Source organism: Pseudomonas sp. LBUM1672 (genome assembly GCF_059695655.1).
This window is the reverse complement of record NZ_CP166781.1, coordinates 939823-961905: the sequence shown is the minus strand read 5'-3', so window position 1 is coordinate 961905 and position 22083 is coordinate 939823. Positions and strand designations below refer to the sequence as shown.

The window sequence follows — 22083 nt, the reverse complement described above, 5'->3', positions numbered from 1 at the left end:
GGGCCGCCTGCGCGCTCAACAGCATAGATGCATCGGGCGAGATCACTCGCTCGACAGCAGGTCCATGGTGTGTTTATCCATCATTTCCAGTGCACGGCCACCGCCGCGAGCAACGCAGGTCAGCGGGTCTTCGGCAACGATCACCGGCAGACCTGTTTCCTGGGCCAGCAACTTATCGAGGTCACGCAGCAAGGCGCCACCACCGGTCAGCACCAGGCCACGCTCGGCGATATCGGAAGCCAGTTCCGGAGGCGATTGCTCCAGCGCACTTTTCACAGCCTGAACGATGGTAGCCAGGGACTCTTGCAGAGCTTCCAGCACTTCATTGGAGTTCAGGGTGAAGGCACGTGGAACACCTTCGGCCAGGTTACGGCCACGAACGTCGACTTCACGCACTTCGCCGCCCGGGTAGGCCGTACCGATTTCCTGCTTGATGCGCTCGGCGGTGGATTCGCCGATCAGGCTGCCGTAGTTGCGACGCACGTAGGTGATGATCGCTTCGTCGAAGCGGTCGCCGCCAACCCGTACGGATTCGGCGTAAACCACACCATTGAGGGAGATCAGGGCGATTTCAGTGGTACCGCCACCGATATCGACGACCATCGAACCGCGTGCTTCTTCAACTGGCAGGCCGGCACCGATCGCAGCAGCCATTGGCTCTTCGATCAGGAACACTTCGCGAGCACCGGCACCCAGGGCCGACTCACGGATGGCGCGACGCTCAACCTGGGTGGATTTGCACGGAACGCAGATCAGCACACGAGGGCTTGGCTGCAGGAAGCTGTTTTCGTGAACCTTGTTGATAAAGTATTGCAGCATCTTTTCGCAGACGCTGAAGTCGGCGATTACGCCATCCTTCATCGGACGAATGGCAGCAATGTTGCCCGGCGTACGGCCGAGCATGCGCTTCGCCTCGGTGCCGACAGCAACGACACTTTTCTGGTTACCGTGTGTCCGAATAGCCACAACCGATGGCTCATTCAGGACGATACCGCGCTCGCGCACGTAAATAAGGGTGTTGGCAGTGCCCAGGTCAATGGAAAGATCGCTGGAAAACATGCCACGCAGTTTCTTGAACATGGGAAAGGGACCCTAGGCAACGCGTGGGTAAAAAAGTGCGGCAAACTCTAACAACGACAGGGATTTTGGGCAAGGCGCCAATATGTTAAATTGGCCGCTTTTCTGTGCACCAACCCCCACAATCGCGGCCTTATGACCGTAGAAATGCGGTAGTGTTCCGACAATCTAACACACGGACGCCGTCCGTTCTGTTTTCCACTGGAGATTCCCATGGCGCTTGAACGCTCCGACGTGGAAAAAATCGCTCATCTGGCCTGCCTTGGCCTCAATGATGCCGATCTTCCACACATTACTTCAGCCCTGAACAGCATTCTCGGGCTGGTCGACGAAATGCAGGCGGTCAATACCGACGGTATCGAGCCGCTCGCCCACCCACTGGAAGCCAGCCAGCGCCTGCGTGCAGACGTCGTGACCGAGACCAATCATCGCGAGGCCTACCAGTCCATCGCACCAGCGGTCGAAAACGGCCTGTACCTGGTTCCGAAAGTCATCGACTAAAGGGAAAGAGCCTGCAATGCATCAATTGACTCTGGCCGAGATCGCCCGCGGACTCGCCGATAAAAAGTTTTCTTCCGAAGAGCTGACCAAAACCCTGCTGGCGCGTATCGCCCAGCTCGATCCTCAGCTCAACAGCTTCATCAGCCTCACCGAAGACCTGGCGCTCCAGCAGGCGAAAGCCGCCGACGCACGCCGCGCCAACGGTGAGAGCGGCGCCCTGCTCGGCGCGCCGATCGCCCACAAAGACCTGTTCTGCACCCAAGGCATCCGCACCAGCTGCGGTTCGAAGATGCTCGACAACTTTAAAGCACCGTACGACGCCACCGTGGTCGCCAAGCTGGCCGCTGCCGGCGCCGTGACCCTGGGCAAAACCAACATGGACGAGTTCGCCATGGGTTCGGCCAACGAGTCGAGCTACTACGGCCCGGTGAAAAACCCGTGGAACCTGGAACACGTTCCGGGTGGTTCGTCCGGCGGTTCGGCCGCAGCCGTTGCCGCTCGTCTGTTGCCTGCGGCCACCGGCACCGACACCGGCGGCTCGATCCGTCAGCCCGCTGCACTGACCAACCTCACCGGCCTGAAACCGACGTACGGTCGCGTTTCGCGCTGGGGCATGATCGCTTACGCGTCCAGCCTCGATCAGGGCGGCCCTCTGGCTCGCACTGCCGAAGACTGCGCAATCCTGCTGCAAGGCATGGCCGGTTTCGACCCGCAAGACTCCACCAGCATCGACGAGCCAGTGCCTGATTACAGCGCCAGCCTCAACGGTTCGCTGAAGGGTCTGCGCATCGGCGTGCCGAAGGAATATTTCAGCGCCGGCCTCGACCCGCGCATTGCCGAGCTGATCCACAACAGCGTCAAGGAGCTGGAAAAGCTCGGCGCCGTGATCAAGGAAATCAGCCTGCCGAACATGCAGCACGCGATCCCGGCGTATTACGTGATCGCCCCGGCAGAAGCCTCTTCCAACCTGTCGCGTTTCGACGGCGTGCGTTTCGGCCACCGCTGCGAAGACCCGAAAAACCTGGAAGACCTGTACAAGCGTTCCCGCGGCGAAGGTTTCGGCCCGGAAGTGCAACGCCGGATCATGGTCGGCGCCTATGCGCTGTCGGCCGGTTACTACGACGCCTATTACCTGAAGGCGCAGAAGATCCGTCGCTTGATCAAGAACGACTTCATGGCAGCCTTTAATGAAGTCGACATCATCCTCGGCCCAACCACGCCGAACCCGGCCTGGAAGCTCGGCGCCAAGAACAGCGACCCGGTCGCTGCGTACCTGGAAGACGTCTACACCATCACCGCCAACCTCGCTGGCTTGCCGGGCTTGTCCATGCCCGCCGGTTTTGTCGATGGCCTGCCGGTCGGCGTGCAACTGCTCGCCCCGTATTTCCAGGAAGGTCGCCTGTTGAACGTTGCCCATCAGTATCAGCTGAACACTGACTGGCACACCCGCACCCCAACCGGCTTCTGAGGAGAAACACATGCAATGGGAAGTCGTGATCGGGCTGGAGATTCATACCCAGCTCACCACCCGGTCGAAAATCTTTTCCGGTAGTTCCACCACTTTCGGTTCCGAGCCGAACACCCAGGCCAGCCTGGTTGACCTCGGCATGCCCGGCGTACTGCCGGTGCTGAACCAGGAAGCGGTGCGCATGGCGGTGATGTTCGGCCTGGCCATCGATGCCGAAATCGGCCAGCACAACGTGTTCGCCCGTAAAAACTATTTCTACCCGGACCTGCCGAAGGGCTACCAGATCAGCCAGATGGAATTGCCGATCGTCGGCAAGGGCCACCTGGACATCGCCATGGAAGACGGCACGATCAAACGTGTCGGCGTCACCCGTGCGCACCTGGAAGAAGACGCCGGCAAAAGCCTGCACGAAGAGTTCAACGGTGCCACCGGCATCGACCTGAACCGTGCCGGCACGCCGCTGCTGGAAATCGTTTCCGAGCCGGACATGCGCAGCGCCAAGGAAGCCGTCGCCTACGTCAAGACCATCCACGCGCTGGTGCGTTACCTGGGCATTTGCGACGGCAACATGGCCGAAGGTTCGCTGCGTTGCGACTGCAACGTGTCGATCCGCCCGAAAGGCCAGGTTGAGTTCGGTACGCGCTGCGAGATCAAGAACGTCAACTCGTTCCGCTTCATCGAGAAGGCGATCAACAGCGAAGTGCGTCGTCAGATCGAGCTGATCGAAGACGGCGGCAAAGTGATCCAGCAGACTCGCCTGTACGATCCGAACAAGGACGAAACCCGTCCGATGCGCAGCAAAGAGGAAGCCAACGACTACCGTTACTTCCCCGATCCGGACCTGCTGCCGGTGGTCATCGAGAACTCGTTCCTGGACGAGGTGCGCGCCACGCTGCCGGAATTGCCACCGCAGAAACGCGAGCGTTTCCAGGAACAATTCGGCCTGTCGGTGTATGACGCCAGCGTCCTGGCCACCAGCCGCGAGCAAGCCGATTACTTCGAAAAAGTCGTAAGCATCAGCGGCGACGCCAAGCTGGCGGCCAACTGGGTGATGGTGGAACTGGGCAGCCTGCTGAACAAGCAAGGCGTGGAAATCGACCAGTCGCCGGTCTCGGCCGAGCAACTGGGCGGCATGCTGCTGCGCATCAAGGACAACACCATCTCCGGCAAAATTGCCAAGGTGGTGTTTGAAGCGATGGCCAACGGCGAAGGCAGCGCGGACGAGATCATCGACAAGCGCGGCCTCAAGCAAGTGACCGACAGCGGCGCGATCTCGGCGGTGCTGGACGAAATGCTCGCGGCCAATGCCGAGCAGGTCGAGCAATACCGCGCGGCAGACGAAGCCAAACGCGGCAAGATGTTCGGCTTCTTCGTCGGCCAGGCCATGAAAGCCTCCAAAGGCAAGGCCAACCCGCAACAGGTCAACGAACTGCTGAAAAGCAAGCTCGAAGGCTGACCGGAATGGAGCCAGCTCTAAACACTGGCTCTATTCCCTGTGGGAGCGAGCTTGCTCGCGATAGTGGTCCGGCACTCAACACAAAGTTGATTGTCAGAATGCATTCGCGAGCAAGCTCGCTCCCACTTTTGTTTTTGGAAGCCTTTGAATGAAGCGTCTGCTCAGTGCCTGCGCCCTGCTCTCTCTGCTGGCCGGTTGCGCCAGCAACGACATCGTCGATCCACATGGCTACGACAAGACCGGCGTAGCTTCGTATTACGGCGCCAAACACCAAGGTAAACGCACCGCCAGTGGCGAACGTTTCAACAAGAACTCCCTGACCGCCGCCCATCGCCAGTTGCCGTTCGGCACGCGGGTGAAGGTCACCAATCTGAATAACGACAAGTCCTGCGTGGTGCGTATCAACGACCGTGGGCCGCATACCCGTGGGCGCCTGATTGATCTTTCCCACGAGGCCGCCGAACAACTGGGTATGCTCCGTAGCGGCACCGCACGTGTTCGCGTGCAAGCCCTCGACGATTAACAGACGGAGCCCCGACCATTTTCGGACTTGCCGATTTACCCCTGATCAGCGTGATTGAATTGCTCGGTGGCCTGCTGTTGCTGATCGCTGGCGCCGAGCTGATGGTGCGCGGCGCCGTCCGGCTTGCCGCGCGGTTGCAAGTGCGCCCGCTGATCATCGGCCTGACCATCGTCGCCTTGGGCAGCAGCGCGCCGCAAATGGCGGTCAGCCTGCAAGCCACCCTGGCGCAAAACGCTGACATCGCCGTCGGCAGCGTGATCGGCAGCAGCATCTTCAACATCCTCGTCACCCTTGGGCTTTCGGCGCTGATCATTCCGCTACGGGTATCGCGGCAACTGGTGCGCCTGGATATTCCGCTGATGATCGGCGCCAGCCTGCTGGTGTTTTTACTGGCGTGGAATGAAGAGCTGACCCGCGTAGACGGCATGATTCTGCTGGCCGCCCTGGCGCTGTATCTGGGCTTGCTGCTGCACCAGTCGCGCCATTCCGCCCGTCCGCCCTCCCATGACGGAACACCCCGGGCACCGTGGTTCAGCAGCGTGCTGATGACCGTCGCAGGACTGGCGATGCTGGTCTACGCCGGCCACTTGTTGCTTGGCGCCGCCGTAGCGGTTGCGACCGATCTGGGGCTGTCGGAGCGGGTCATCGGCCTGACCATCGTCGCCATCAGCACGTCCCTGCCGGAGCTGGCCACCTCATTGATCGCCGCGTTGCGCGGTCAACGGGACATTGCCGTGGGCAACGTGATTGGCAGCAACCTGTTCAACCTCCTGGGCGTGCTCGGCCTGACCGCGCTCGTCGCGCCCTCGCCGCTGTCGGTCTCGCCCAATGCCCTGGATTTCGACTTGCCGGTGATGCTTGGTGTTGCGGTGCTGTGCCTGCCGCTGTTCTACACCGGCTACCGGGTGACCCGCGCCGAAGGTCTGCTGTTTTTGGGTTTGTATCTGGCTTACGGTCTGCACGTGGTGTCGTTTACCACCGGCATGCCACTGGCTGGCAAGCTTGAACACCTGATGCTGTTTTACGTCCTGCCGGCGCTGGTGGCCTATCTGCTGTTCACGTCGCTGCGCGCCTGGCGTCGCCAACACCACAAGAGGGAAATGCCGTGACCGACAATAAGAAACCTGGCGTTGAAGTCCGCCGCCAAGTGATGGGCGATGCGTTCGTCGACCGCGCACTGGGCAATGCCACCGAGTTCACCCAGCCGCTGCAGGATTTCGTCAATGAACACGCGTGGGGCAGCGTGTGGAATCGCGAGGGTCTGCCGCTGAAGACCCGCAGCCTGATCACCCTCGCCGCGCTGACGGCGTTGAAGTGCCCGCAGGAATTGAAAGGTCACGTGCGCGGGGCGCTGAACAACGGCTGCACGGTGGAAGAGATTCGTGAGGCGCTGCTGCATTGCGCGGTGTATGCCGGTGTGCCGGCAGCGATCGATGCGTTTCGCGCGGCGCAGGAAGTGATCGATACCTATCAGAAGCCGGAGTAATAACCTGGCTTTTGCAGTGACAGTGAGATCGCTATCGCGGGCAAGCCCGCTCCCACAGTGGACGTTGGTGTACATGCAATGTGTGCAACAAAACGGAACCCTGTGGGAGCGGGCTTGCCCGCGATGAGGCCCTGAAGAACACCACAAATCCCGAAGCTAGATCCACCCACCCCACTGCAACAAAAAGATCCCGATGTTGGTGGTCACCGCCGCCATCAACGTGGTGATGACGATGATCGCCGCCGCCAGTTCGTGATTGCCATCGGCCTGACGGGCCATGACAAAACTGGCCGCTGCGGTCGGGCTGCCAAAGTACAGAAACAGAATTCCCAACTCCGCCCCGCGAAACCCCCAAAGCCACGCCCCCAACGTCGCCAGCACCGGCAAGCCAATCATCTTCACCAGGCTTGAGCTGAGCGCCATGTTGCCGCTTTTGCGCAATGCCGCCAGCGACAGCGTGCCGCCGATGCAGATCAGTGCCAACGGCAGAGTGGTTTGCGCCAGGTATTGGCCGGAGGTTTCCAGCCAGCCCGGTAAGCCAATCTGGAAATAAGCAAACGGCGCTGCCGCAAACACGCTGATGATCAGTGGGTTGACCATCACGCTTTTGCAGATGCTCCACGGATCGGATTTGATCACCGGGCTGTACACCGCCAGCACGATGGTCGAGAGCGTGTTGTAGAACAGGATCACAAGCGCCGCGAGAATCGCTCCGAGGGAAATCCCGTAATCGCCGTACATGCTCGCCGCCAACGCAAGGCCGATGACACCGTTGTTGCCGCGAAACGCGCCCTGGGTATAAATCCCCCGGTCTTCCCGCGGGCACTTCAAGATCGCCCAGCCCCAGGCGATGGCGAAAGACGCCAGGGTGGCGAGCGAGAAGTAGATCAGCAGCGCCGGTTGCAGCGCGGCGTGCAAGTCGGCATGCAGGATGCCCAGGAACAGCAACGCCGGCATGGTGACGTTGAACACCAGGGCCGACGCGGTATGAATGAAGTTGTCGTTGATCCATCCGATGCGCTTGAGCACCACCCCCAGAAACAGCATGGCAAACACCGGCGCGGTGATGTTCAGGGTTTCGAGGAAGATAGCCAGCATGCCGGGGGGAACCTTGGGTGAGCGTCGTTAGGGGGCTAATGATAAGCCACCCACGACGTTGGCGTCTGGTCGAGCAGGCGATGAGTAACCTGTGGCGAGGGAGCTTGCTCCCGCTGGACTGCGCAGCAGGCCCATTTTGGGGGACGCTTCGCGCCCCAGCGGGAGCAAGCTCCCTCGCCACAGGATCAGGTGATCGGCGCCGGGTTAAACAGGGTGATGTCGTTATGCAGCTTATGCTGCTCCGCCCACGTCTGTTTCTTGCCGCTGGCCACGTCAAGGTAGTAGTGGAACAACTCCCAGCCGAGGTCTTCTATCGAAGCGCGCCCGGTGGCAATCCGCCCGGCATCGATGTCGATCAGGTCCGGCCAGCGCTGCGCCAGTTCGGTCCGGGTCGACACCTTCACCACGGGCGCCATCGCCAAACCATATGGCGTACCACGCCCGGTGGTGAACACATGCAGGTTCATCCCCGCCGCCAACTGCAACGTCCCGCAGACAAAATCACTGGCCGGGGTCGCGCAGAAAATCAGCCCTTTGCGCTTGAACCGCTCACCAGGGCCAAGCACCCCGTTGATCGCGCTGCTGCCGGATTTGACGATTGAGCCCAACGACTTCTCGACAATGTTCGACAACCCGCCCTTCTTGTTGCCCGGCGTCGTGTTGGCGCTGCGGTCCGCTTCGCCCTTGGCCAGGTAACGGTCGTACCAGTCCATTTCCCGCACCAGTTCCTGAGCAACTTCCTCAGTCTCCGCGCGAGAAGTCAGCAGATAAATCGCATCGCGCACTTCGGTGACTTCGGAAAACATCACCGTCGCGCCAGCCCGCAGCAACAGGTCCGAAGCGTAGCCCAGCGCCGGGTTGGCAGTGATGCCGGAAAACGCATCGCTGCCGCCGCACTGCATGCCCAGAATCAGCTCGGACGCCGGCACGGTTTCCCGGCGACGCTGGTCGAGCTTCTTCAAACGGGTCTCGGCCAGCGCCATGATCTGCTCGATCATCTCGGTGAAACCGTGACTGGAATCCTGCAAGCGGTACAGCCACGGATCGCTCAGATCCACCGAGCTGTCGTTCTCGTGCATCACCTGCCCGGCCTGCAATTTCTCGCAGCCCAGGCTGATGACCAAGGCTTCACCTCCCAGGTTCGGGTTGCGCGCCAGGTTGCGCACGGTGCGAATCGGGATGTACGCGTCGGTGGCCGTAATGGCCACGCCGCAGCCGTAGCTATGGGTCAGCGCCACCACGTCATCGACGTTCGGATAAAGCGGCAGCAACTCGTCCTTGATGCGTTTGACCGCATGATCCAGCACGCCAGTGACACACTGAACGGTCGTGGTAATCCCCAGAATGTTGCGTGTGCCGACGGTGCCGTCGGCGTTGCGATAACCCTCGAACGTGAAGCCTTCCAGCGGTGCCTGCGCCGCCGGTACTTCGGTGGACAGCGGCAGGCTGTCCAGCGGTGGCGCGGTGGGCATGCGCAGTTGATCTTCCTTGACCCAGCTGCCACGCGGAATCGGCTGCAACGCGTAGCCGATGGTCTGGCCGTAACGAATCACCTGACCACCCTCGGGAATGTCTTCCAGGGTGACTTTATGGCTCTGCGGCACGAAGTCCACCGTCACCAGGCCATCGGGAAACTCGGTGCCGGCCGGTACGCCCTGGTCATTGACCACGATCACCACATTGTCCCGCTCGTGCAGGCGGATGTAGCGCGGCGAGTCGGAATGTTCAATCAACTGCATGACGCCGCTCCTCAGGAATGCGCTTGAGACAATTTGTTGTTGGTTTCAGGGCCGCTGACGGGCGGCTCTTTAAGCACCACACGCTTGATCGGGCCAACGATCACCAGGTAGCTGAACACTGCGACCAGTGCGTTGCAACCGACAAACACCAGCGCCCATTTGAACGAACCGGTGGAGCTGATGATGTAACCGATGACGATCGGGGTGGTGATCGAAGCGATGTTGCCGAAGGTGTTGAACAAGCCGCCGCTGAGACCGGCGATCTGTTTTGGCGAGGTGTCGGACACCACGGCCCAACCCAGCGCACCCACACCTTTGCCGAAGAATGCCAGGGCCATGAAGCCGACAACCATCCACTCAACATCAACATAATTGCAGGCCACGATGCTGCTGGAGACCAGCAGGCCGGCAATGATCGGCGCCTTGCGGGCGAAGGTCAGGGAGTGCCCTTTGCGCAGCAGGTAATCGGAAATCACCCCGCCGAGTACACCACCGATAAACCCGCAGATCGCCGGCAACGAGGCAATGAAACCGGCCTTGAGGATGGTCATGCCGCGCTCCTGCACCAGGTAGACCGGGAACCAGGTGAGGAAGAAGTAAGTGATGCCGTTGATGCAGTACTGGCCCAGATACACGCCGAGCATCATGCGGTTGGTCAGCAGCTGGCGGATGTAGTCCCACTTCGGACCGTCACCTTTTTTGCCTTTGCCTTTGTCCTGGTCCATGTCGACCATGCCGCCGTTGTCGGCGATGTGTTTGAACTCGGCGTCGTTGATCATCGGGTGCTGGCGCGGGCTGTAGATCACCTTCAGCCAGATCCCCGAGAAGATGATGCCGATCACGCCCATGACGATGAACACGTGCTGCCAGCCGAAGCTGTAGACGATCCAGCCCATCAGCGGTGCAAACAACACGGTGGCGAAGTATTGCGCCGAGTTGAAGATCGCCGAGGCCGTACCGCGTTCAGCCGTCGGGAACCAGGCCGCCACGATGCGTGCGTTACCAGGGAAGGATGGCGCTTCGGCCAGGCCTACCAGGAAGCGCAGCATGAACAGCGCAACCACTGCCGTGGACATGCCGAACTCGCCGACATAGCCCTGCAGCACGGTGAACAGCGACCAGGTGAAGATGCTCAATGCGTAGATTTTTTTCGAACCGAAACGGTCCAGCAACCAGCCACCGGGAATTTGCCCGGCCACGTAGGCCCAACCGAATGCAGAGAAGATGTAGCCGAGGGTGACAGCGTCGATACCGAGGTCTTTTTGCAGGCTGGAGCCCGCGATGGCGATAGTGGCCCGGTCGGCGTAGTTGATCGTGGTCACCAGGAAAAGCATGAGCAGAATCAAATAGCGGACGTGAGTCGGCTTGGTCGCTTGCATGTAGATGTACTCCCACTGATTATTTTTATGCGGGTAATAACGATGTAGTTTATGTGGGAGCTGGCCTGCCAGCGATGCGGGCACCTCGGTATGTCAGTCACACCAAGGTGATGCCATCGCTGGCAGGCCAGCTCCCACAGGTATTGCGTGTATCAGGAACCGATGTAGCTGGTCTTCACGACCGTGTAGAACTCTTGCGCGTAGCGACCTTGCTCGCGGGAACCATAGGATGAACCTTTACGCCCACCGAATGGAACGTGGTAATCCACGCCCGCCGTCGGCAGGTTGACCATCACCATCCCGGCCTGGGAGTGGCGCTTGAAGTGGTTGGCGTACTTCAGCGACGTGGTGGCGATGCCCGCCGACAGACCGAATTCGGTGTCGTTGGCCATGGCCAGCGCAGCGTCGTAATCGGCAACGCGAACGATGTTGGCCACCGGACCAAAGATCTCTTCACGGCTGATGCGCATCGCCGCTTCACTGTCGGCAAACAGCGTTGGCGCGAGGTAGTAGCCTTCGGTGTCGCACGTCACCAAGCCGCCGCCGCTGACCAGACGTGCACCTTCGGACTGGCCGATGTCGATGTACTTCAAATCCTGTTCAAGCTGGGCTTGCGAGACGACCGGACCGATGTCGGTGCCGGTTTTCAGCGCGTGGCCGACCTTGATCGACTTCATGCGCTCGGCCATGGCTTCAACGAATTTGTCGTGAATCCCGGCGGTGACGACGAAGCGGCTCGACGCCGTGCAACGCTGGCCGGTGGAGTAGAACGCGCTTTGTACCGAAAGCTCGACCGCTTGTTTCAGGTCGGCGTCGTCGAGAATGATCTGCGGGTTCTTGCCGCCCATTTCCAGCTGAACCTTGGCCTGGCGCGAGACGCAGCTGACCGCGATCTGACGACCGACACCGACCGAACCGGTGAAGCTGATGCCGTCGACTTTCGGGCTCTGCACCAACGCATCGCCCACCACACGACCGCTGCCCATCACCAGGTTGAACACGCCGGCCGGGAAGCCTGCGCGGGAGATGATTTCGGCCAGCGCCCAGGCGCAACCCGGCACCAGATCGGCCGGCTTCAGCACCACGCAGTTGCCATAGGCCAGGGCCGGGGCGATTTTCCACGAAGGGATCGCGATCGGGAAGTTCCACGGCGTGATCAGGCCCACTACGCCCAATGCTTCGCGGGTGACTTCGACGTTCACACCCGGGCGCACCGACGGCAAGTAGTCGCCGGAGAGGCGCAGGCATTCACCGGCGAAGAACTTGAAGATGTTGCCGGCGCGGGTCACTTCGCCGATGGCTTCGGGCAGGGTCTTGCCCTCTTCCCGGGCCAGCAAGTTGCCGAGTTCTTCGCGGCGGGCGAGGATTTCGCTGCCGACTTTATCCAGCGAATCGTGACGAGCCTGAATGCCCGAAGTGGACCAGGCCGGGAACGCGGCGCGCGCGGCGTCGATGGCGGCCTGGACTTGAGCGAGGTCAGCCTTGGCGTAGTCGCCGATGGTATCGGTCAGTTCTGACGGGTTGATGTTGGCGCAGTAATCACTGCCCGCGACCCATTCACCGTTGATGTAGTTATCGAAACGCTTTGTATCTGCCACTAGGAGATCTCCTCACGCAAAAAGCCGCTGATTGCTCAGCGGCCTTGGTTATGTCGGGTGTTACTGCGCACCTTGCTTGTCGATCAGCGCGGCGAGCATCTCGTACTCTTCGCCGGTCAGATCGGTCAGCGGCGCACGCACAGGACCTGCGTCATAGCCGGCAATTTTTGCCCCGGCCTTGACGATGCTCACCGCGTAACCGGCTTTGCGGTTACGGATGTCCAGGTACGGCAGGAAGAAGTCGTCGATGATCTTGCCGACGGTGGCGTGATCTTCGCGGGCAATGGCGTGGTAGAAATCCATCGCGGTTTTCGGGATGAAGTTGAACACCGCCGACGAGTAGACCGGCACGCCCAGCGCCTTATAAGCAGCGGCGTAAACTTCGGCGGTCGGCAAACCACCCAGGTAGCTGAAACGATCACCGAGGCGGCGACGGATCGACACCATCAACTCGATATCACCCAAGCCATCCTTGTAGCCGATCAGGTTCGGGCAGCGCTCGGCCAGGCGTTCCAGCAGCGGCGCGGTCAGGCGGCAGACGTTGCGGTTGTAAACCACCACGCCAATTTTCACCGATTTGCACACGGCTTCAACGTGGGCGGCAACGCCGTCCTGGCTGGCTTCGGTCAGGTAGTGCGGCAGCAACAGCAAACCTTTGGCGCCCAGACGCTCGGCTTCCTGTGCGTATTCGATGGCTTGACGGGTCGAACCGCCCACGCCGGCCAGAATCGGCACGCTGGTTTCGCAGGTGTCGACGGCGGTCTTGATGATTTCCGAATATTCGCTGGCCGCCAGAGAGAAGAACTCACCGGTGCCGCCCGCGGCGAACAACGCCGTGGCGCCGTATGGGGCCAACCATTCGAGACGCTTGATGTAACCAGAGCGATGGAAATCGCCCTGGGCATTGAAATCGGTGACCGGGAAAGACAGCAGGCCGGAAGAGAGGATGGACTTCAGTTCTTGTGGATTCATTATTCGAACACCCTGGGTAGCGACGTTTGTGTGAGAAAAGCATTCAGCCTGTGGCCGAGTTGTAGGTCATCGTACAACTTAAATAATAACCGTCAACTGCATTTCATCGCTAGGCCTGGAATTTGTGTCGGAAAGGGATTTTCTTGACGTGGGAAATTTCTCTTCTATGCTCTGAACAACTGTATATACATACAGTTAATTTGGATTCATACCGACGACATATCAAGGAGCCAGAAATGTCAGGTCTACACACTCAACCGCAGGAAAAACCCGAACAGATCATCGCGAATCTGGATGATCTTTTTACCGAAGACGGCATCGCCGTCACCGCCAACAGTTCGCTGATTCTGCAGCTAGGCGAACATAACGACGCACCTAAAACACCTAACACCCCGACCGGCAAAGCCTTGAAAGGCAAGCCTCAGCTGAAGTTCGAGGGCGGCGAACACACTGCCATTGGCGACAGCACCCTGCTGCGTTTCATCAAGGACGCGCCGGCTGTCCCGGCCTCGCAGGTAGAACTGCATTTACCGAATGGATTGGCGCTTACTTACGGCCAGATCGTTGCCCTGGGCGGCGATTTTTATGGCATTCCCGATCAACCGGTCAGCGAAGGCGCCACGCCTGCCGACCGCGTCCAGCGCTTTACCAACGCGTTCAATTCGCTGGCGGTGCTGTCGGCATCCAATGCCGAAGCCAAGTTGATCCTCGGCGTCATGCAGAAGGAAATCGCCGCCGTTAAACAGGCGATCAAGGACGGTAAACAGCCTCATGAGGCGTATGACGCCCTCGGAGATACGTTGTCCGAAGAGTGGAACAGAATCACCGGCGGCGGCAGTTTCGTCTCGGCGCTGTTTCCATTGGGGCGCTATCTGAAACTGGCCGCCAACAATGCCGATCACTTTGCCGAGTGGGCGCTGCTGGCGTACATCGCCGGGCATGCCGCAGCGCTGCAACAAGCAGTGAAGGCTCATGCCAGCGGTGATGAAAAGCAGCTCGAACTGGCCTACGCGATGAATGCGTTTGCCGATCACTACCTGACCGACCTGTTTTCCGCCGGCCATTTGCGCGTGCCACGAAAACAACTCGCGTCTGTGGTGACACCAAGTGATCTGGGCTCGCTGATTACCCGCTTCATGCACGACGAAGACAGCAAGTTCGGCCTCAATGTGCGCAATGGCAATGGCGATCAATGGCGCGCGTATGGCGACAAACGTTACTTCGACGCCCTCTCCAGCGCCAATCGCGTCCAGGTGAATCAGGCGGTACAAGTGTCGGCGGACGAAGTGTTTGCGGCGTATCTCAGCGGCACCGCCTCGGCGCCCGGCAACTTCGGCGCCTTGCAAAAGACGCCGGATCTGCAAGCCGTGCTGAACCTGGCGAACAACTTTTCACCGCTGTTCCGGGTTGAAGGCAACAAAGTGCTGCGGCGCAAGGACGTCAACAACCTGAACGACACCGCCACCGTCGATGACTGGTGGGGATGGAGCACTTACCTGCTGCTCAAGGATTACAAACCCACTGGCAATGTCGCTTGATAAGGAGATCGATGATGACTATCAAATTGAAACTGGAACTGGCTTCGGGGCAATCGCTGGAGGGGGCGCCGTTGGAGTTGTTGTCCAAGGGCGTGCCGATTGCTCGGGCGATGGTAGATGAGCGTGGGGATGTGACGTTTGATGCCAAGCCCGGGGTGGCTGAATTGGCCGTGCGGGTGGATCGTTCGATTCTGCGCTCTGGCTGATAATTTAGTATTAAAGCTGCCGGCCCAATCGCTAGCAGGCTAGCTCCCACATTTAATCAAGGGTGAACACCCATAGTGGGTTCACTGGAGATCCCCTGTGGGAGCTAGCCTGCTAGCGATGGCTATCTGTCAGGCAACCATCCTCCAGCCTGGAAACCTACCCCCGCTGCGCCTCAGCCTCTTCATGCGCATGGCGCAGCCGCTCGCGGCTATTGGTCAGATGCAAACGCATCGCCGCCCGCGCGGCATCCGAATCCTGGCGCGCGATCGCGTCGTAAATCTCTTCGTGCTCACGGCTCAGACGACTCATGTAGTGCTGCTGGTCGTCATGGGCCAGGCGCGCGGAGTTCAGCCGTGTGCGCGGAATGATGCTGGTGCCCAGGTGGGTCATGATGTCGGTGAAGTAGCGGTTGCCTGTCGACAGGGCGATTTGCAGGTGAAACTGGAAATCCGACGCTACGGCATCGCTGGCGTGGGCGGCACTTTCATTCAAGGCGTCCAGTGCTGCGCGCATCAAGGCCAGCTGTTCCGGGCTGCGGCGTTGGGCGGCGAGGCCGGCGGATTCCACTTCGAGGCTGATGCGCAATTCCAGAATTGCCAATACGTCACGCAGGGTGACCACGGTCGCCGGGTCGATGCGAAAGCCGCTTGGACTTGGAGTGTCGAGCACGAAGGTGCCGATGCCGTGGCGGGTTTCCACCTGGCCAGCCGCCTGCAAACGGGAAATCGCCTCGCGCACCACGGTGCGGCTGACGCCATGGGCATCCATGATCGCCGACTCGGTGGGCAATTTGTCGCCGCGCTTGAGGTGACCGTCGCGGATCTGCTCGGACAGCACCGTCACCAATTCCTGTGCGAGGCTGCGGCGCTTGCGAGGGAGGCGTGGTGCGTCGATCGGGTTTTCCATGGTGAACGTCTGTCTCGAAAATTGCGGCTGAAACCGCATCATAGCTCAACGCGGTTGTACGATCACCCCGCCCCGGCAGGCGCGACCTGTGGCGAGGGGATTTATCCCCGTTCGGCGGCGCAGCCGTCGCAAAACCTCTGCACTCGATGTACCGGATGTACCAAGGCTGCTGGCTTGGGATGGCTGCGCCATCCAACGGGGATAAATCCCCTCACCACAGAATCCGCCCCACAGATGGGGCGGAGGTGTTTATGCGATCACGGTCTGGTCCACCAGATGGCCATTTTCAATGCGCACATGCCGTGGGTGGAAACGCTTCAGACTGCTGCGATGCCCGACGCTGACAATGCTCAGCCCCGGAATCTCATCGATCAACGCCTGATACAGCGACGCTTCATCTTCTTCATCCATCGCCGACGTCGCTTCGTCCATGTACAACCACTGCGGTGCATAAAGCAGCGCACGGGCGAAGGCCAGCCGTTGTTGTTCACCCGGCGACAGCATGCGCTGCCAGTGATTGGCTTCGTCGAGCCGCGCAACGAGGTGCGGCAAGCGGCAAGTTTCCAGCACATGCACATAACGCTCGTGCGGATACGTCTCGCCGGCCTGTGGATAACTCAAGGCCTCGCGCAACGTGCCAATCGGCAGATACGGTTTCTGCGGCAGGAACAGATAGCGCGCCGTCGGCAGACGAATGCTGCCGTGGCCCGTCGGCCACAGATGCCCCATCGCCCGAAACAACGTGGACTTGCCACTGCCGGAACGGCCGCTGATCATTACGCGCTCGCCCTCCTCCAAGGTCATGTCGGCGTTGGTCAGCAAATGACGACCGTCAGCCAGATCGAGGCCCAGGTTGTGCACCTTCAGTGCCGAGCCCGAATTCTGCACATCGATCGCCGGCGCACGCTCTTCGTTGTCGGTCATGGCCTGACGGAAACTCAGCAGACGATCGCAAGTGGCGCGCCACGACGCGAGGTTCTGGTACGCACTGATAAACCAGCTGAAACTCTCCTGCACATTGCCGAACGCCGAACTGATTTGCATCAGCTCGCCGAGTTCGATCTTGCCGGACAAGTAACGCGGCGAAGCGACGATGAACGGAAAGATAATGGCTGCCTGTTGGTAACCGGCGGTAAAGAACGTCAGACGCTTGGACACCTTCATGATGTCCCAGAAATTGTGCCAGACCATCCCGAAGCGGTTGCTCAAGCGACGGTTTTCATTGGGCTCGCCGTTGTACAGCGCAATGCTCTCGGCATTTTCGCGAATCCGCACCATGGAGAAACGCAGGTCGGCTTCGAAGCGTTGTTGTTTGTTGTTGAGGCCGATCAAGCGGCGACCGATCAAATGCGTCAGCCAGCTGCCGATCACGGCATACACCAGCACACACCAGAACATGTAGCCGGGTATGGTAAAACCAAGCACTTCGATACTGCCCGACACGCCCCACAGAATGATCGAGAACGACACCAGGCTGACAATATTGCGCAGCAAACCGATGCCCAACTCCAGGGTATTGGAGGTGAAATTGTTGAGGTCTTCGGAAATCCGCTGGTCCGGGTTATCGGTGTAACCGCCCTGCTCCAGCTGGTAGTAATTCTTGTTGCCGAGCCAGCGGGCGAAATGCTTTTCCGTGAGCCAGGCACGCCAGCGAATGGTCAGCATCTGGGTCAGGTAGAGCCGGTACACGGCACCGACAATCGCCACCGCCGCAATCCCGCAGAAATACAGAATCAGCCGCCAGAACGCCGCTTCGTCTTTTTGCTGCAGCGCGTTGTAAAAATCCTTGTACCAGGTGTTGAACCACACCGAGATGCCCACGCTGATCAACGATAACGCAATCACCGCGATCAGCAACGTCCAGGCCTTGACCTTCTCCTCGCTGCGCCAGTAAGGCGTGATCATCGCCCAGACTTTTCGAAAAAACTGCCCGCGCACAGCATCGTTGACCGCGGAATACTCAGCGTTCTGATTCATGGAAAAGGCTCAATAAAGAAAAGAACACACACGAACCGATCATAGATGATCGGTTCGGGTTATCGCGAGGGCTGGCGATAATCGTTCAGCAACCGTTCAGCGGCGCACCGGGCGCTTCTGCAGTTTGCGCTGCAGGGTCCGGCGGTGCATGCCCAGGGCGCGGGCAGTGGCGGAGATGTTGCCTTCGTGCTCGGTGAGCACGCGCTGGATGTGTTCCCACTGCAGGCGGTCCACCGACATCGGGTTTTCCGGTACCAGGGTGTCGAGGTCGGCGTGCTCGGAGAGCAGCGCGGCCAACACGTCGTCGGCGTCTGCCGGTTTGCACAGGTAGTTGCAGGCGCCGCGTTTGATCGCCTCGACGGCGGTGGCGATGCTCGAATAACCGGTGAGGATCACCACGCGCATTTCCGGGTCGAGTTCGAGCAGTTTGGGCAGCAACACCAGGCCCGAGTCGCCGTCCATTTTCAGGTCCAGTGCGGCGTAGTCCGGGATATCAGCCTGAGCGATGACCAGCCCTTCTTCGGCAGAGCCGGCGGTGCTGACGCGAAAACCACGGCGGGCCATGGCGCGGGCCATCACGCGGGTAAAGGTTGCATCGTCGTCTACCAGCAGCAAATGCGGCAGTTCTTCGCCTTCAACTTGGATCTCGTCACTCATGTTCGTCTCCTCGGGCGACACGGGGCAGGCGCAGCTCGGTGAGCGTGCCGCCTTCCTCATGACTGTAGAGTTTCACTGAGCCGCCGGCGCGTGTCACGCTGGCCTTGCTCAAAAACAGGCCCAGGCCGAAACCTTTGCCCTTGGTGGTAAAAAACGGTTTGCCGATCTGTTCGGCAATGGCCAGCGGCACACCGGCGCCGTGGTCGCGAATGCTGATGGTCAGGTCTTCGGCATTCCAGTCCAGCGTCACCTGCAACCCTTCGGGACAGGCATCGGCGGCGTTGTTCAGCAAATTCAGCAGCGCCTGCGTCAGATCTGGCGGCGGCGCCATGCGCGGCACGGTGCCCTGGCCCAGGCGCTGGAAGCGGTAACTGGCTTCCGGGCGCATGAGGTGCCAGCGGTTCAATGCTTCGTCTAGCCAGTCGGTGACGTCCTGCATCTCCACTGCCAAACGACGATTGGCCTCAGCGGCGCGTACCAGTTGCTGCAAGGTCTCTTTGCAGAGTTTGACCTGATCCTGCAACACGCTCAAATCGTCCTGCAACAGCGGGTCGGGATGGTCCTGACGCATTTCCTTGAGCAGCACGCTCATGGTCGCCAACGGCGTGCCCAGCTCATGGGCGGCGCCAGCGGCCTGGGTCGCAACGGCCAGCAATTGCTGGTCGCGCAGGCCTTCTTCACGACGAATGGCGCGCAGTTCTTCCTGACGGCGCAGCTCTTCGGCCATGCGCGCGGCGAAGAAGGTGATGACGGCGGCGGCGAGGGCAAAACTCAGCCACATGCCGTAGATCTGCAGGTTTTCCCGGGCGATGGGGAAGGTTTCCAGCGGATAGAACTGCGCCAGCAACAAGGTATAAAGCGCCAGCGCAATACCGGACAGAATCACCGAATAGCGCCACGGCAAGGTCACGGCAGCGATGGTCAGCGGCACCAGGTAATAGGAGACGAAGGGGTTGGTCGAGCCGCCGGAGAAATACAGCAAGGCACTGTGTATAAACAGATCGCAGGCCAGTTGCAGGGCATATTCCAGCTCGGTCACCGGCCACGAAGTGCGCAGGCGAACGGCCGTGAACGCGCACAACAGCGTCGAGCAGCCGAGGGTCATCGCCAGTTGCACCCACGGCAACGGCAACAGGTCGAACCAGTAGGCCAGGCCTACGGAACCGGCCTGAGCGGCGAGCACCAAGGTGCGGATGAATGTCAGCCGCCAGAGATTCTGGCGCGTGGCGGAAGTGATTTGAACGGGGGCGAGCATGAGCTCTCCTGATGAGCGCTCCAGGCGGATCGCACGGAGTATAACCAAGCACGGGGGCTGACAGGCAAAAGTGCGGCAAACAGCCACATGGCAGGAAAGCTTCCAGTCCCCCTGTGGCGAGGGGATTTATCCCCGTTCGGCTGCGAAGCAGTCGTCAATACGACACACGCGGTATATCTGACGCACCGAGGTGCAGCTTTCGGGGCGGCTTCGCCACCCAACGGGGATAAATCCCCTCACCACTGGATCACCGACATCTGTATAGAAGTTGTAACTGTGCGAACCGGATCATTAAAGCTAGAGTCTGATGGTTTCACGCAGGCTCGGACCTTAACCCCTGCGCACCGTCCAAGGAGTTTTCATGCACAGTTTCCGCCGCAGCGCCGCCCTTCTTGCCTTAAGCGTTGGCACCGTCGCCAGCCTCCCGGCCCTGGCCGCCGACGAGCTTCATTACAACCAGATCGCCCTGCGCGCCGAAGTCAGCCAGGAAGTGGCCCGCGACCTGATGATCGTGACGCTCTACACCGAAGAACAAAACGCCGACCCGGCCAAACTCGCGGCCGATGTCAGCACCACCATGAACACAGCGCTGGCCCAGGCCAAACAGGTCAAGGAAGTCACCCTGCGCCAAGGCAGCCGCAACAGCTACCCGATCTACGACACCAAAGGCCAGAAAATCACCGGCTGGCGTGAACGCGCCGAACTGCGCCTGGAAAGCTCCGACTTCGCCGCGCTGTCGAAGTTGACTGGCGAACTGCTGACCGACCTGAAAATGGGCGGCATGGACTTCGCCATCGCCACACCAACCCGCAAGGCCAGCGAAGACGCACTGCTTAAAGAAGCCGTCACCGCGTTCAAGGCCCGCGCGCAACTGGCGACCGACGCGTTGGGTGGCAAGGGTTACAAAATCGTCAGCCTGAACCTGAACAGCAGCGGTTATCCACAACCTTATCTGCGCGGGCCAATGATGATGAAAGCGGCCGGCATGGACGGCGCGCCAGTGACGCCAGAGGTTGAGGCGGGCACGAGCCAGGTCGGCATGACGGCGGATGGCGCGATTGAAGTGTTGATGCCTTGATTCGATAACCCGGACACAGGAACGGCGGTCACTTAAGTGATCGCCGTTTTTTATTGCTCGTTGTGAACCTGTCTGACTGTTGTGGTGGTTGATCCATCGCCTTCGCGAGCAAGCCCGCTCCCACAGGATTCATGGTCGTTCACACATTCCGGTGCCAGCACAAATCACCTGTGGGAGCGGGCTTGCTCGCGAAGAACGATAACGCGGTCAACCAGACTGAATCCGCTCTAGCTTTGCGGATCAACGTTATCCAACGCCCGATTCACCGCCAACTCCGCCAGCATGATGACCTGCTGAATCGCCAACACCGTATTGCGCTGCGGGCCGATCAGGTTCGCCGCGAAATCACTGGTCATGACACTCGCGGACGCTAAGGACTCGCAGGCTTGGGCCAGGAGACTTTCGGTATCCATGTCCGGGGCAATCATGAACATGGTGCTGGGATGGCGGGGTTTGGGGGCGTATTGATCGGGGGGATCGAGGTAGTAATCGAGGGCGCGTTTTATGGCTTCGCGGTCTTTGAGTAATTCTTCATCGCGCAAGGCGTCGGCGTTTGGGTTGGTTTTATTGAAATTCGAATCGGAATTATCGTTGTCCATTTGCAGCTCCTAATCTTAATTGGAGCCATCACTTGCCGTTATGGTCGTGAGGGCCTTCGCCCTACTGATTCAGGTTTCCACTCCTGGCCGCTGATTTAGCAGCGACAGGAACGAGATTAGAGACACTGCTTCCTACCCGGCAACCTGAAAAATGCGTGGGAAATCGCTGTGTTTTTTACACATCGTTCAACACAAAAATGGAACGCGGAGCGTCCCGGGCGGCATTCCCACGCGGGAGCGCGGGAACGATCAATTGCAGGTAACAGTAAGAGATTGGTCCGCTGTCAGGCCGCCTTCGCTGGCAAGCCAGCTCCCACAGGGTTCGGTGTACACCTGCAAGAGATTGGTCGGCTGTCAGGCCGCCTTCGCGGGCAAGCCTCGCTCCTACAAGGATTCGGCGTACAGCTTTTGATTCTCACCACTCAACAGGCCGAGCGTTAGCTCGCCTGCAGCTTTTGATCTTGATTCACCCGCCCCGTCGGGAGGCTGAGTGGAGGTGTTCATCCGGGGAGTGGCGCGCAGCGCCGTTCGACGCAGTCGAACACGCTGCATGTAGGTCGTCGCGAAGC

The 22083-nt window shown here is 60.1% G+C and carries 20 protein-coding genes; 9 read left to right on the top strand and 11 right to left on the bottom strand.

The window, feature by feature from the left end:
* Positions 1 to 42: 42 nt before the first annotated feature.
* Complete coding sequence (gene mreB / locus ACA053_RS04190) at positions 43 to 1080, bottom strand: rod shape-determining protein MreB (RefSeq protein WP_002555108.1); 1038 nt, start codon at positions 1078 to 1080, stop codon at positions 43 to 45.
* A 210-nt stretch (positions 1081 to 1290) separates the two neighbouring features.
* On the opposite strand from mreB, the gene gatC reads away from it, so the two are divergent.
* The 6 genes from gatC to ACA053_RS04160 all read left to right on the top strand — a co-directional run bounded on the left by gatC (position 1291) and on the right by ACA053_RS04160 (position 6511).
* Positions 1291 to 1578 carry an Asp-tRNA(Asn)/Glu-tRNA(Gln) amidotransferase subunit GatC gene (gatC, locus tag ACA053_RS04185; RefSeq protein ID WP_007901429.1) on the top strand — a complete coding sequence of 96 codons (288 nt, stop codon included), beginning with the start codon at positions 1291 to 1293 and terminating at the stop codon, positions 1576 to 1578.
* Positions 1579 to 1594: 16 nt separating this feature from the next.
* Positions 1595 to 3046 carry an Asp-tRNA(Asn)/Glu-tRNA(Gln) amidotransferase subunit GatA gene (gatA, locus tag ACA053_RS04180; RefSeq protein ID WP_497315591.1) on the top strand — a complete coding sequence of 484 codons (1452 nt, stop codon included), beginning with the start codon at positions 1595 to 1597 and terminating at the stop codon, positions 3044 to 3046.
* Between the two features lie 10 nt (positions 3047 to 3056).
* Positions 3057 to 4502, top strand: coding sequence for an Asp-tRNA(Asn)/Glu-tRNA(Gln) amidotransferase subunit GatB (gatB, locus tag ACA053_RS04175; protein ID WP_109627968.1), 1446 nt, complete (start codon positions 3057 to 3059; stop codon positions 4500 to 4502).
* Between the two features lie 148 nt (positions 4503 to 4650).
* Entirely contained in the window at positions 4651 to 5025 is a 375-nt protein-coding gene (locus ACA053_RS04170; RefSeq protein ID WP_497315589.1) for a septal ring lytic transglycosylase RlpA family protein, read from the top strand.
* A 50-nt stretch (positions 5026 to 5075) separates the two neighbouring features.
* Positions 5076 to 6134, top strand: a complete 1059-nt coding sequence (locus ACA053_RS04165; RefSeq protein WP_497315588.1) for a calcium/sodium antiporter — start codon at positions 5076 to 5078, stop codon at positions 6132 to 6134.
* 41 nt (positions 6135 to 6175) lie between these two features.
* Positions 6176 to 6511, top strand: coding sequence for a carboxymuconolactone decarboxylase family protein (locus ACA053_RS04160; RefSeq protein WP_371922076.1), 336 nt, complete (start codon positions 6176 to 6178; stop codon positions 6509 to 6511).
* A 156-nt stretch (positions 6512 to 6667) separates the two neighbouring features.
* On the opposite strand, the gene ACA053_RS04155 is transcribed toward ACA053_RS04160, so the two are convergent.
* The 5 genes from ACA053_RS04155 to kdgD form a co-directional block, all read right to left on the bottom strand.
* Entirely contained in the window at positions 6668 to 7609 is a 942-nt protein-coding gene (locus ACA053_RS04155) for an AEC family transporter (protein WP_497315587.1), read from the bottom strand.
* A 185-nt stretch (positions 7610 to 7794) separates the two neighbouring features.
* Positions 7795 to 9348 (bottom strand): galactarate dehydratase, encoded by a 1554-nt coding sequence (gene garD, locus ACA053_RS04150; protein ID WP_438659451.1) that lies wholly within the window; start codon positions 9346 to 9348, stop codon positions 7795 to 7797.
* An 11-nt stretch (positions 9349 to 9359) separates the two neighbouring features.
* Positions 9360 to 10727 (bottom strand): MFS transporter, encoded by a 1368-nt coding sequence (locus ACA053_RS04145; protein WP_010463380.1) that lies wholly within the window; start codon positions 10725 to 10727, stop codon positions 9360 to 9362.
* A gap of 152 nt (positions 10728 to 10879) precedes the next feature.
* Positions 10880 to 12325 (bottom strand): aldehyde dehydrogenase family protein, encoded by a 1446-nt coding sequence (locus ACA053_RS04140; RefSeq protein WP_497394612.1) that lies wholly within the window; start codon positions 12323 to 12325, stop codon positions 10880 to 10882.
* 60 nt (positions 12326 to 12385) lie between these two features.
* Positions 12386 to 13297: a 5-dehydro-4-deoxyglucarate dehydratase gene (gene kdgD, locus ACA053_RS04135; RefSeq protein WP_497394611.1), complete on the bottom strand. Its 912-nt coding sequence runs from the start codon at positions 13295 to 13297 to the stop codon at positions 12386 to 12388.
* Positions 13298 to 13533: 236 nt separating this feature from the next.
* Here kdgD and ACA053_RS04130 point away from each other — a divergent pair, with 236 nt between their 5' ends.
* Both ACA053_RS04130 and ACA053_RS04125 read left to right on the top strand, forming a co-directional pair.
* Entirely contained in the window at positions 13534 to 14835 is a 1302-nt protein-coding gene (locus tag ACA053_RS04130) for a phospholipase (RefSeq protein WP_497394610.1), read from the top strand.
* Between the two features lie 14 nt (positions 14836 to 14849).
* A complete protein-coding gene (locus ACA053_RS04125) occupies positions 14850 to 15041 on the top strand; it encodes a hypothetical protein (protein WP_109627958.1) in 192 nt (63 codons plus the stop codon).
* A 157-nt stretch (positions 15042 to 15198) separates the two neighbouring features.
* Here ACA053_RS04125 and ACA053_RS04120 read toward each other — a convergent pair whose 3' ends face one another.
* The 4 genes from ACA053_RS04120 to ACA053_RS04105 all read right to left on the bottom strand — a co-directional run bounded on the left by ACA053_RS04120 (position 15199) and on the right by ACA053_RS04105 (position 19837).
* Entirely contained in the window at positions 15199 to 15948 is a 750-nt protein-coding gene (locus tag ACA053_RS04120; protein ID WP_031318393.1) for a FadR/GntR family transcriptional regulator, read from the bottom strand.
* A gap of 249 nt (positions 15949 to 16197) precedes the next feature.
* Complete coding sequence (locus tag ACA053_RS04115; RefSeq protein ID WP_497394609.1) at positions 16198 to 17925, bottom strand: ABC transporter ATP-binding protein/permease; 1728 nt, start codon at positions 17923 to 17925, stop codon at positions 16198 to 16200.
* Between the two features lie 96 nt (positions 17926 to 18021).
* The gene (locus tag ACA053_RS04110) at positions 18022 to 18582 is read right to left on the bottom strand and encodes a response regulator transcription factor (RefSeq protein ID WP_109627955.1); all 561 of its coding nucleotides are present in this window, start codon (positions 18580 to 18582) and stop codon (positions 18022 to 18024) included.
* Positions 18575 to 19837, bottom strand: a complete 1263-nt coding sequence (locus ACA053_RS04105; protein WP_109627954.1) for an ATP-binding protein — start codon at positions 19835 to 19837, stop codon at positions 18575 to 18577. The genes ACA053_RS04110 and ACA053_RS04105 overlap by 8 nt, the downstream gene beginning before the upstream one ends.
* Before the next feature lie 361 nt (positions 19838 to 20198).
* On the opposite strand from ACA053_RS04105, the gene ACA053_RS04100 reads away from it, so the two are divergent.
* Positions 20199 to 20915 (top strand): SIMPL domain-containing protein, encoded by a 717-nt coding sequence (locus tag ACA053_RS04100; RefSeq protein ID WP_497315575.1) that lies wholly within the window; start codon positions 20199 to 20201, stop codon positions 20913 to 20915.
* Positions 20916 to 21142: 227 nt separating this feature from the next.
* Here ACA053_RS04100 and ACA053_RS04095 read toward each other — a convergent pair whose 3' ends face one another.
* Positions 21143 to 21514: a DUF6124 family protein gene (locus ACA053_RS04095; RefSeq protein WP_497394608.1), complete on the bottom strand. Its 372-nt coding sequence runs from the start codon at positions 21512 to 21514 to the stop codon at positions 21143 to 21145.
* Positions 21515 to 22083 lie beyond the last annotated feature (569 nt).

What these genes read in the sequence shown, in the direction of transcription:
- gatC (WP_007901429.1), top strand. Translation starts at nt 1,291, where the DNA reads ATGGCGCTTGAACGCTCCGACGTGGAAAAAATCGCTCATCTGGCCTGC.
- gatB (WP_109627968.1), top strand. Translation starts at nt 3,057, where the DNA reads ATGCAATGGGAAGTCGTGATCGGGCTGGAGATTCATACCCAGCTCACC.
- ACA053_RS04155 (WP_497315587.1), bottom strand. Translation starts at nt 7,609, where the DNA reads ATGCTGGCTATCTTCCTCGAAACCCTGAACATCACCGCGCCGGTGTTT.
- ACA053_RS04125 (WP_109627958.1), top strand. Translation starts at nt 14,850, where the DNA reads ATGACTATCAAATTGAAACTGGAACTGGCTTCGGGGCAATCGCTGGAG.
- ACA053_RS04160 (WP_371922076.1), top strand. Translation starts at nt 6,176, where the DNA reads ATGGGCGATGCGTTCGTCGACCGCGCACTGGGCAATGCCACCGAGTTC.
- ACA053_RS04100 (WP_497315575.1), top strand. Translation starts at nt 20,199, where the DNA reads ATGCACAGTTTCCGCCGCAGCGCCGCCCTTCTTGCCTTAAGCGTTGGC.
- garD (WP_438659451.1), bottom strand. Translation starts at nt 9,348, where the DNA reads ATGCAGTTGATTGAACATTCCGACTCGCCGCGCTACATCCGCCTGCAC.
- ACA053_RS04105 (WP_109627954.1), bottom strand. Translation starts at nt 19,837, where the DNA reads ATGCTCGCCCCCGTTCAAATCACTTCCGCCACGCGCCAGAATCTCTGG.
- ACA053_RS04110 (WP_109627955.1), bottom strand. Translation starts at nt 18,582, where the DNA reads ATGAGTGACGAGATCCAAGTTGAAGGCGAAGAACTGCCGCATTTGCTG.
- ACA053_RS04115 (WP_497394609.1), bottom strand. Translation starts at nt 17,925, where the DNA reads ATGAATCAGAACGCTGAGTATTCCGCGGTCAACGATGCTGTGCGCGGG.
- kdgD (WP_497394611.1), bottom strand. Translation starts at nt 13,297, where the DNA reads ATGAATCCACAAGAACTGAAGTCCATCCTCTCTTCCGGCCTGCTGTCT.
- ACA053_RS04120 (WP_031318393.1), bottom strand. Translation starts at nt 15,948, where the DNA reads ATGGAAAACCCGATCGACGCACCACGCCTCCCTCGCAAGCGCCGCAGC.
- gatA (WP_497315591.1), top strand. Translation starts at nt 1,595, where the DNA reads ATGCATCAATTGACTCTGGCCGAGATCGCCCGCGGACTCGCCGATAAA.
- ACA053_RS04130 (WP_497394610.1), top strand. Translation starts at nt 13,534, where the DNA reads ATGTCAGGTCTACACACTCAACCGCAGGAAAAACCCGAACAGATCATC.
- ACA053_RS04095 (WP_497394608.1), bottom strand. Translation starts at nt 21,514, where the DNA reads ATGGACAACGATAATTCCGATTCGAATTTCAATAAAACCAACCCAAAC.
- ACA053_RS04145 (WP_010463380.1), bottom strand. Translation starts at nt 10,727, where the DNA reads ATGCAAGCGACCAAGCCGACTCACGTCCGCTATTTGATTCTGCTCATG.
- mreB (WP_002555108.1), bottom strand. Translation starts at nt 1,080, where the DNA reads ATGTTCAAGAAACTGCGTGGCATGTTTTCCAGCGATCTTTCCATTGAC.
- ACA053_RS04170 (WP_497315589.1), top strand. Translation starts at nt 4,651, where the DNA reads ATGAAGCGTCTGCTCAGTGCCTGCGCCCTGCTCTCTCTGCTGGCCGGT.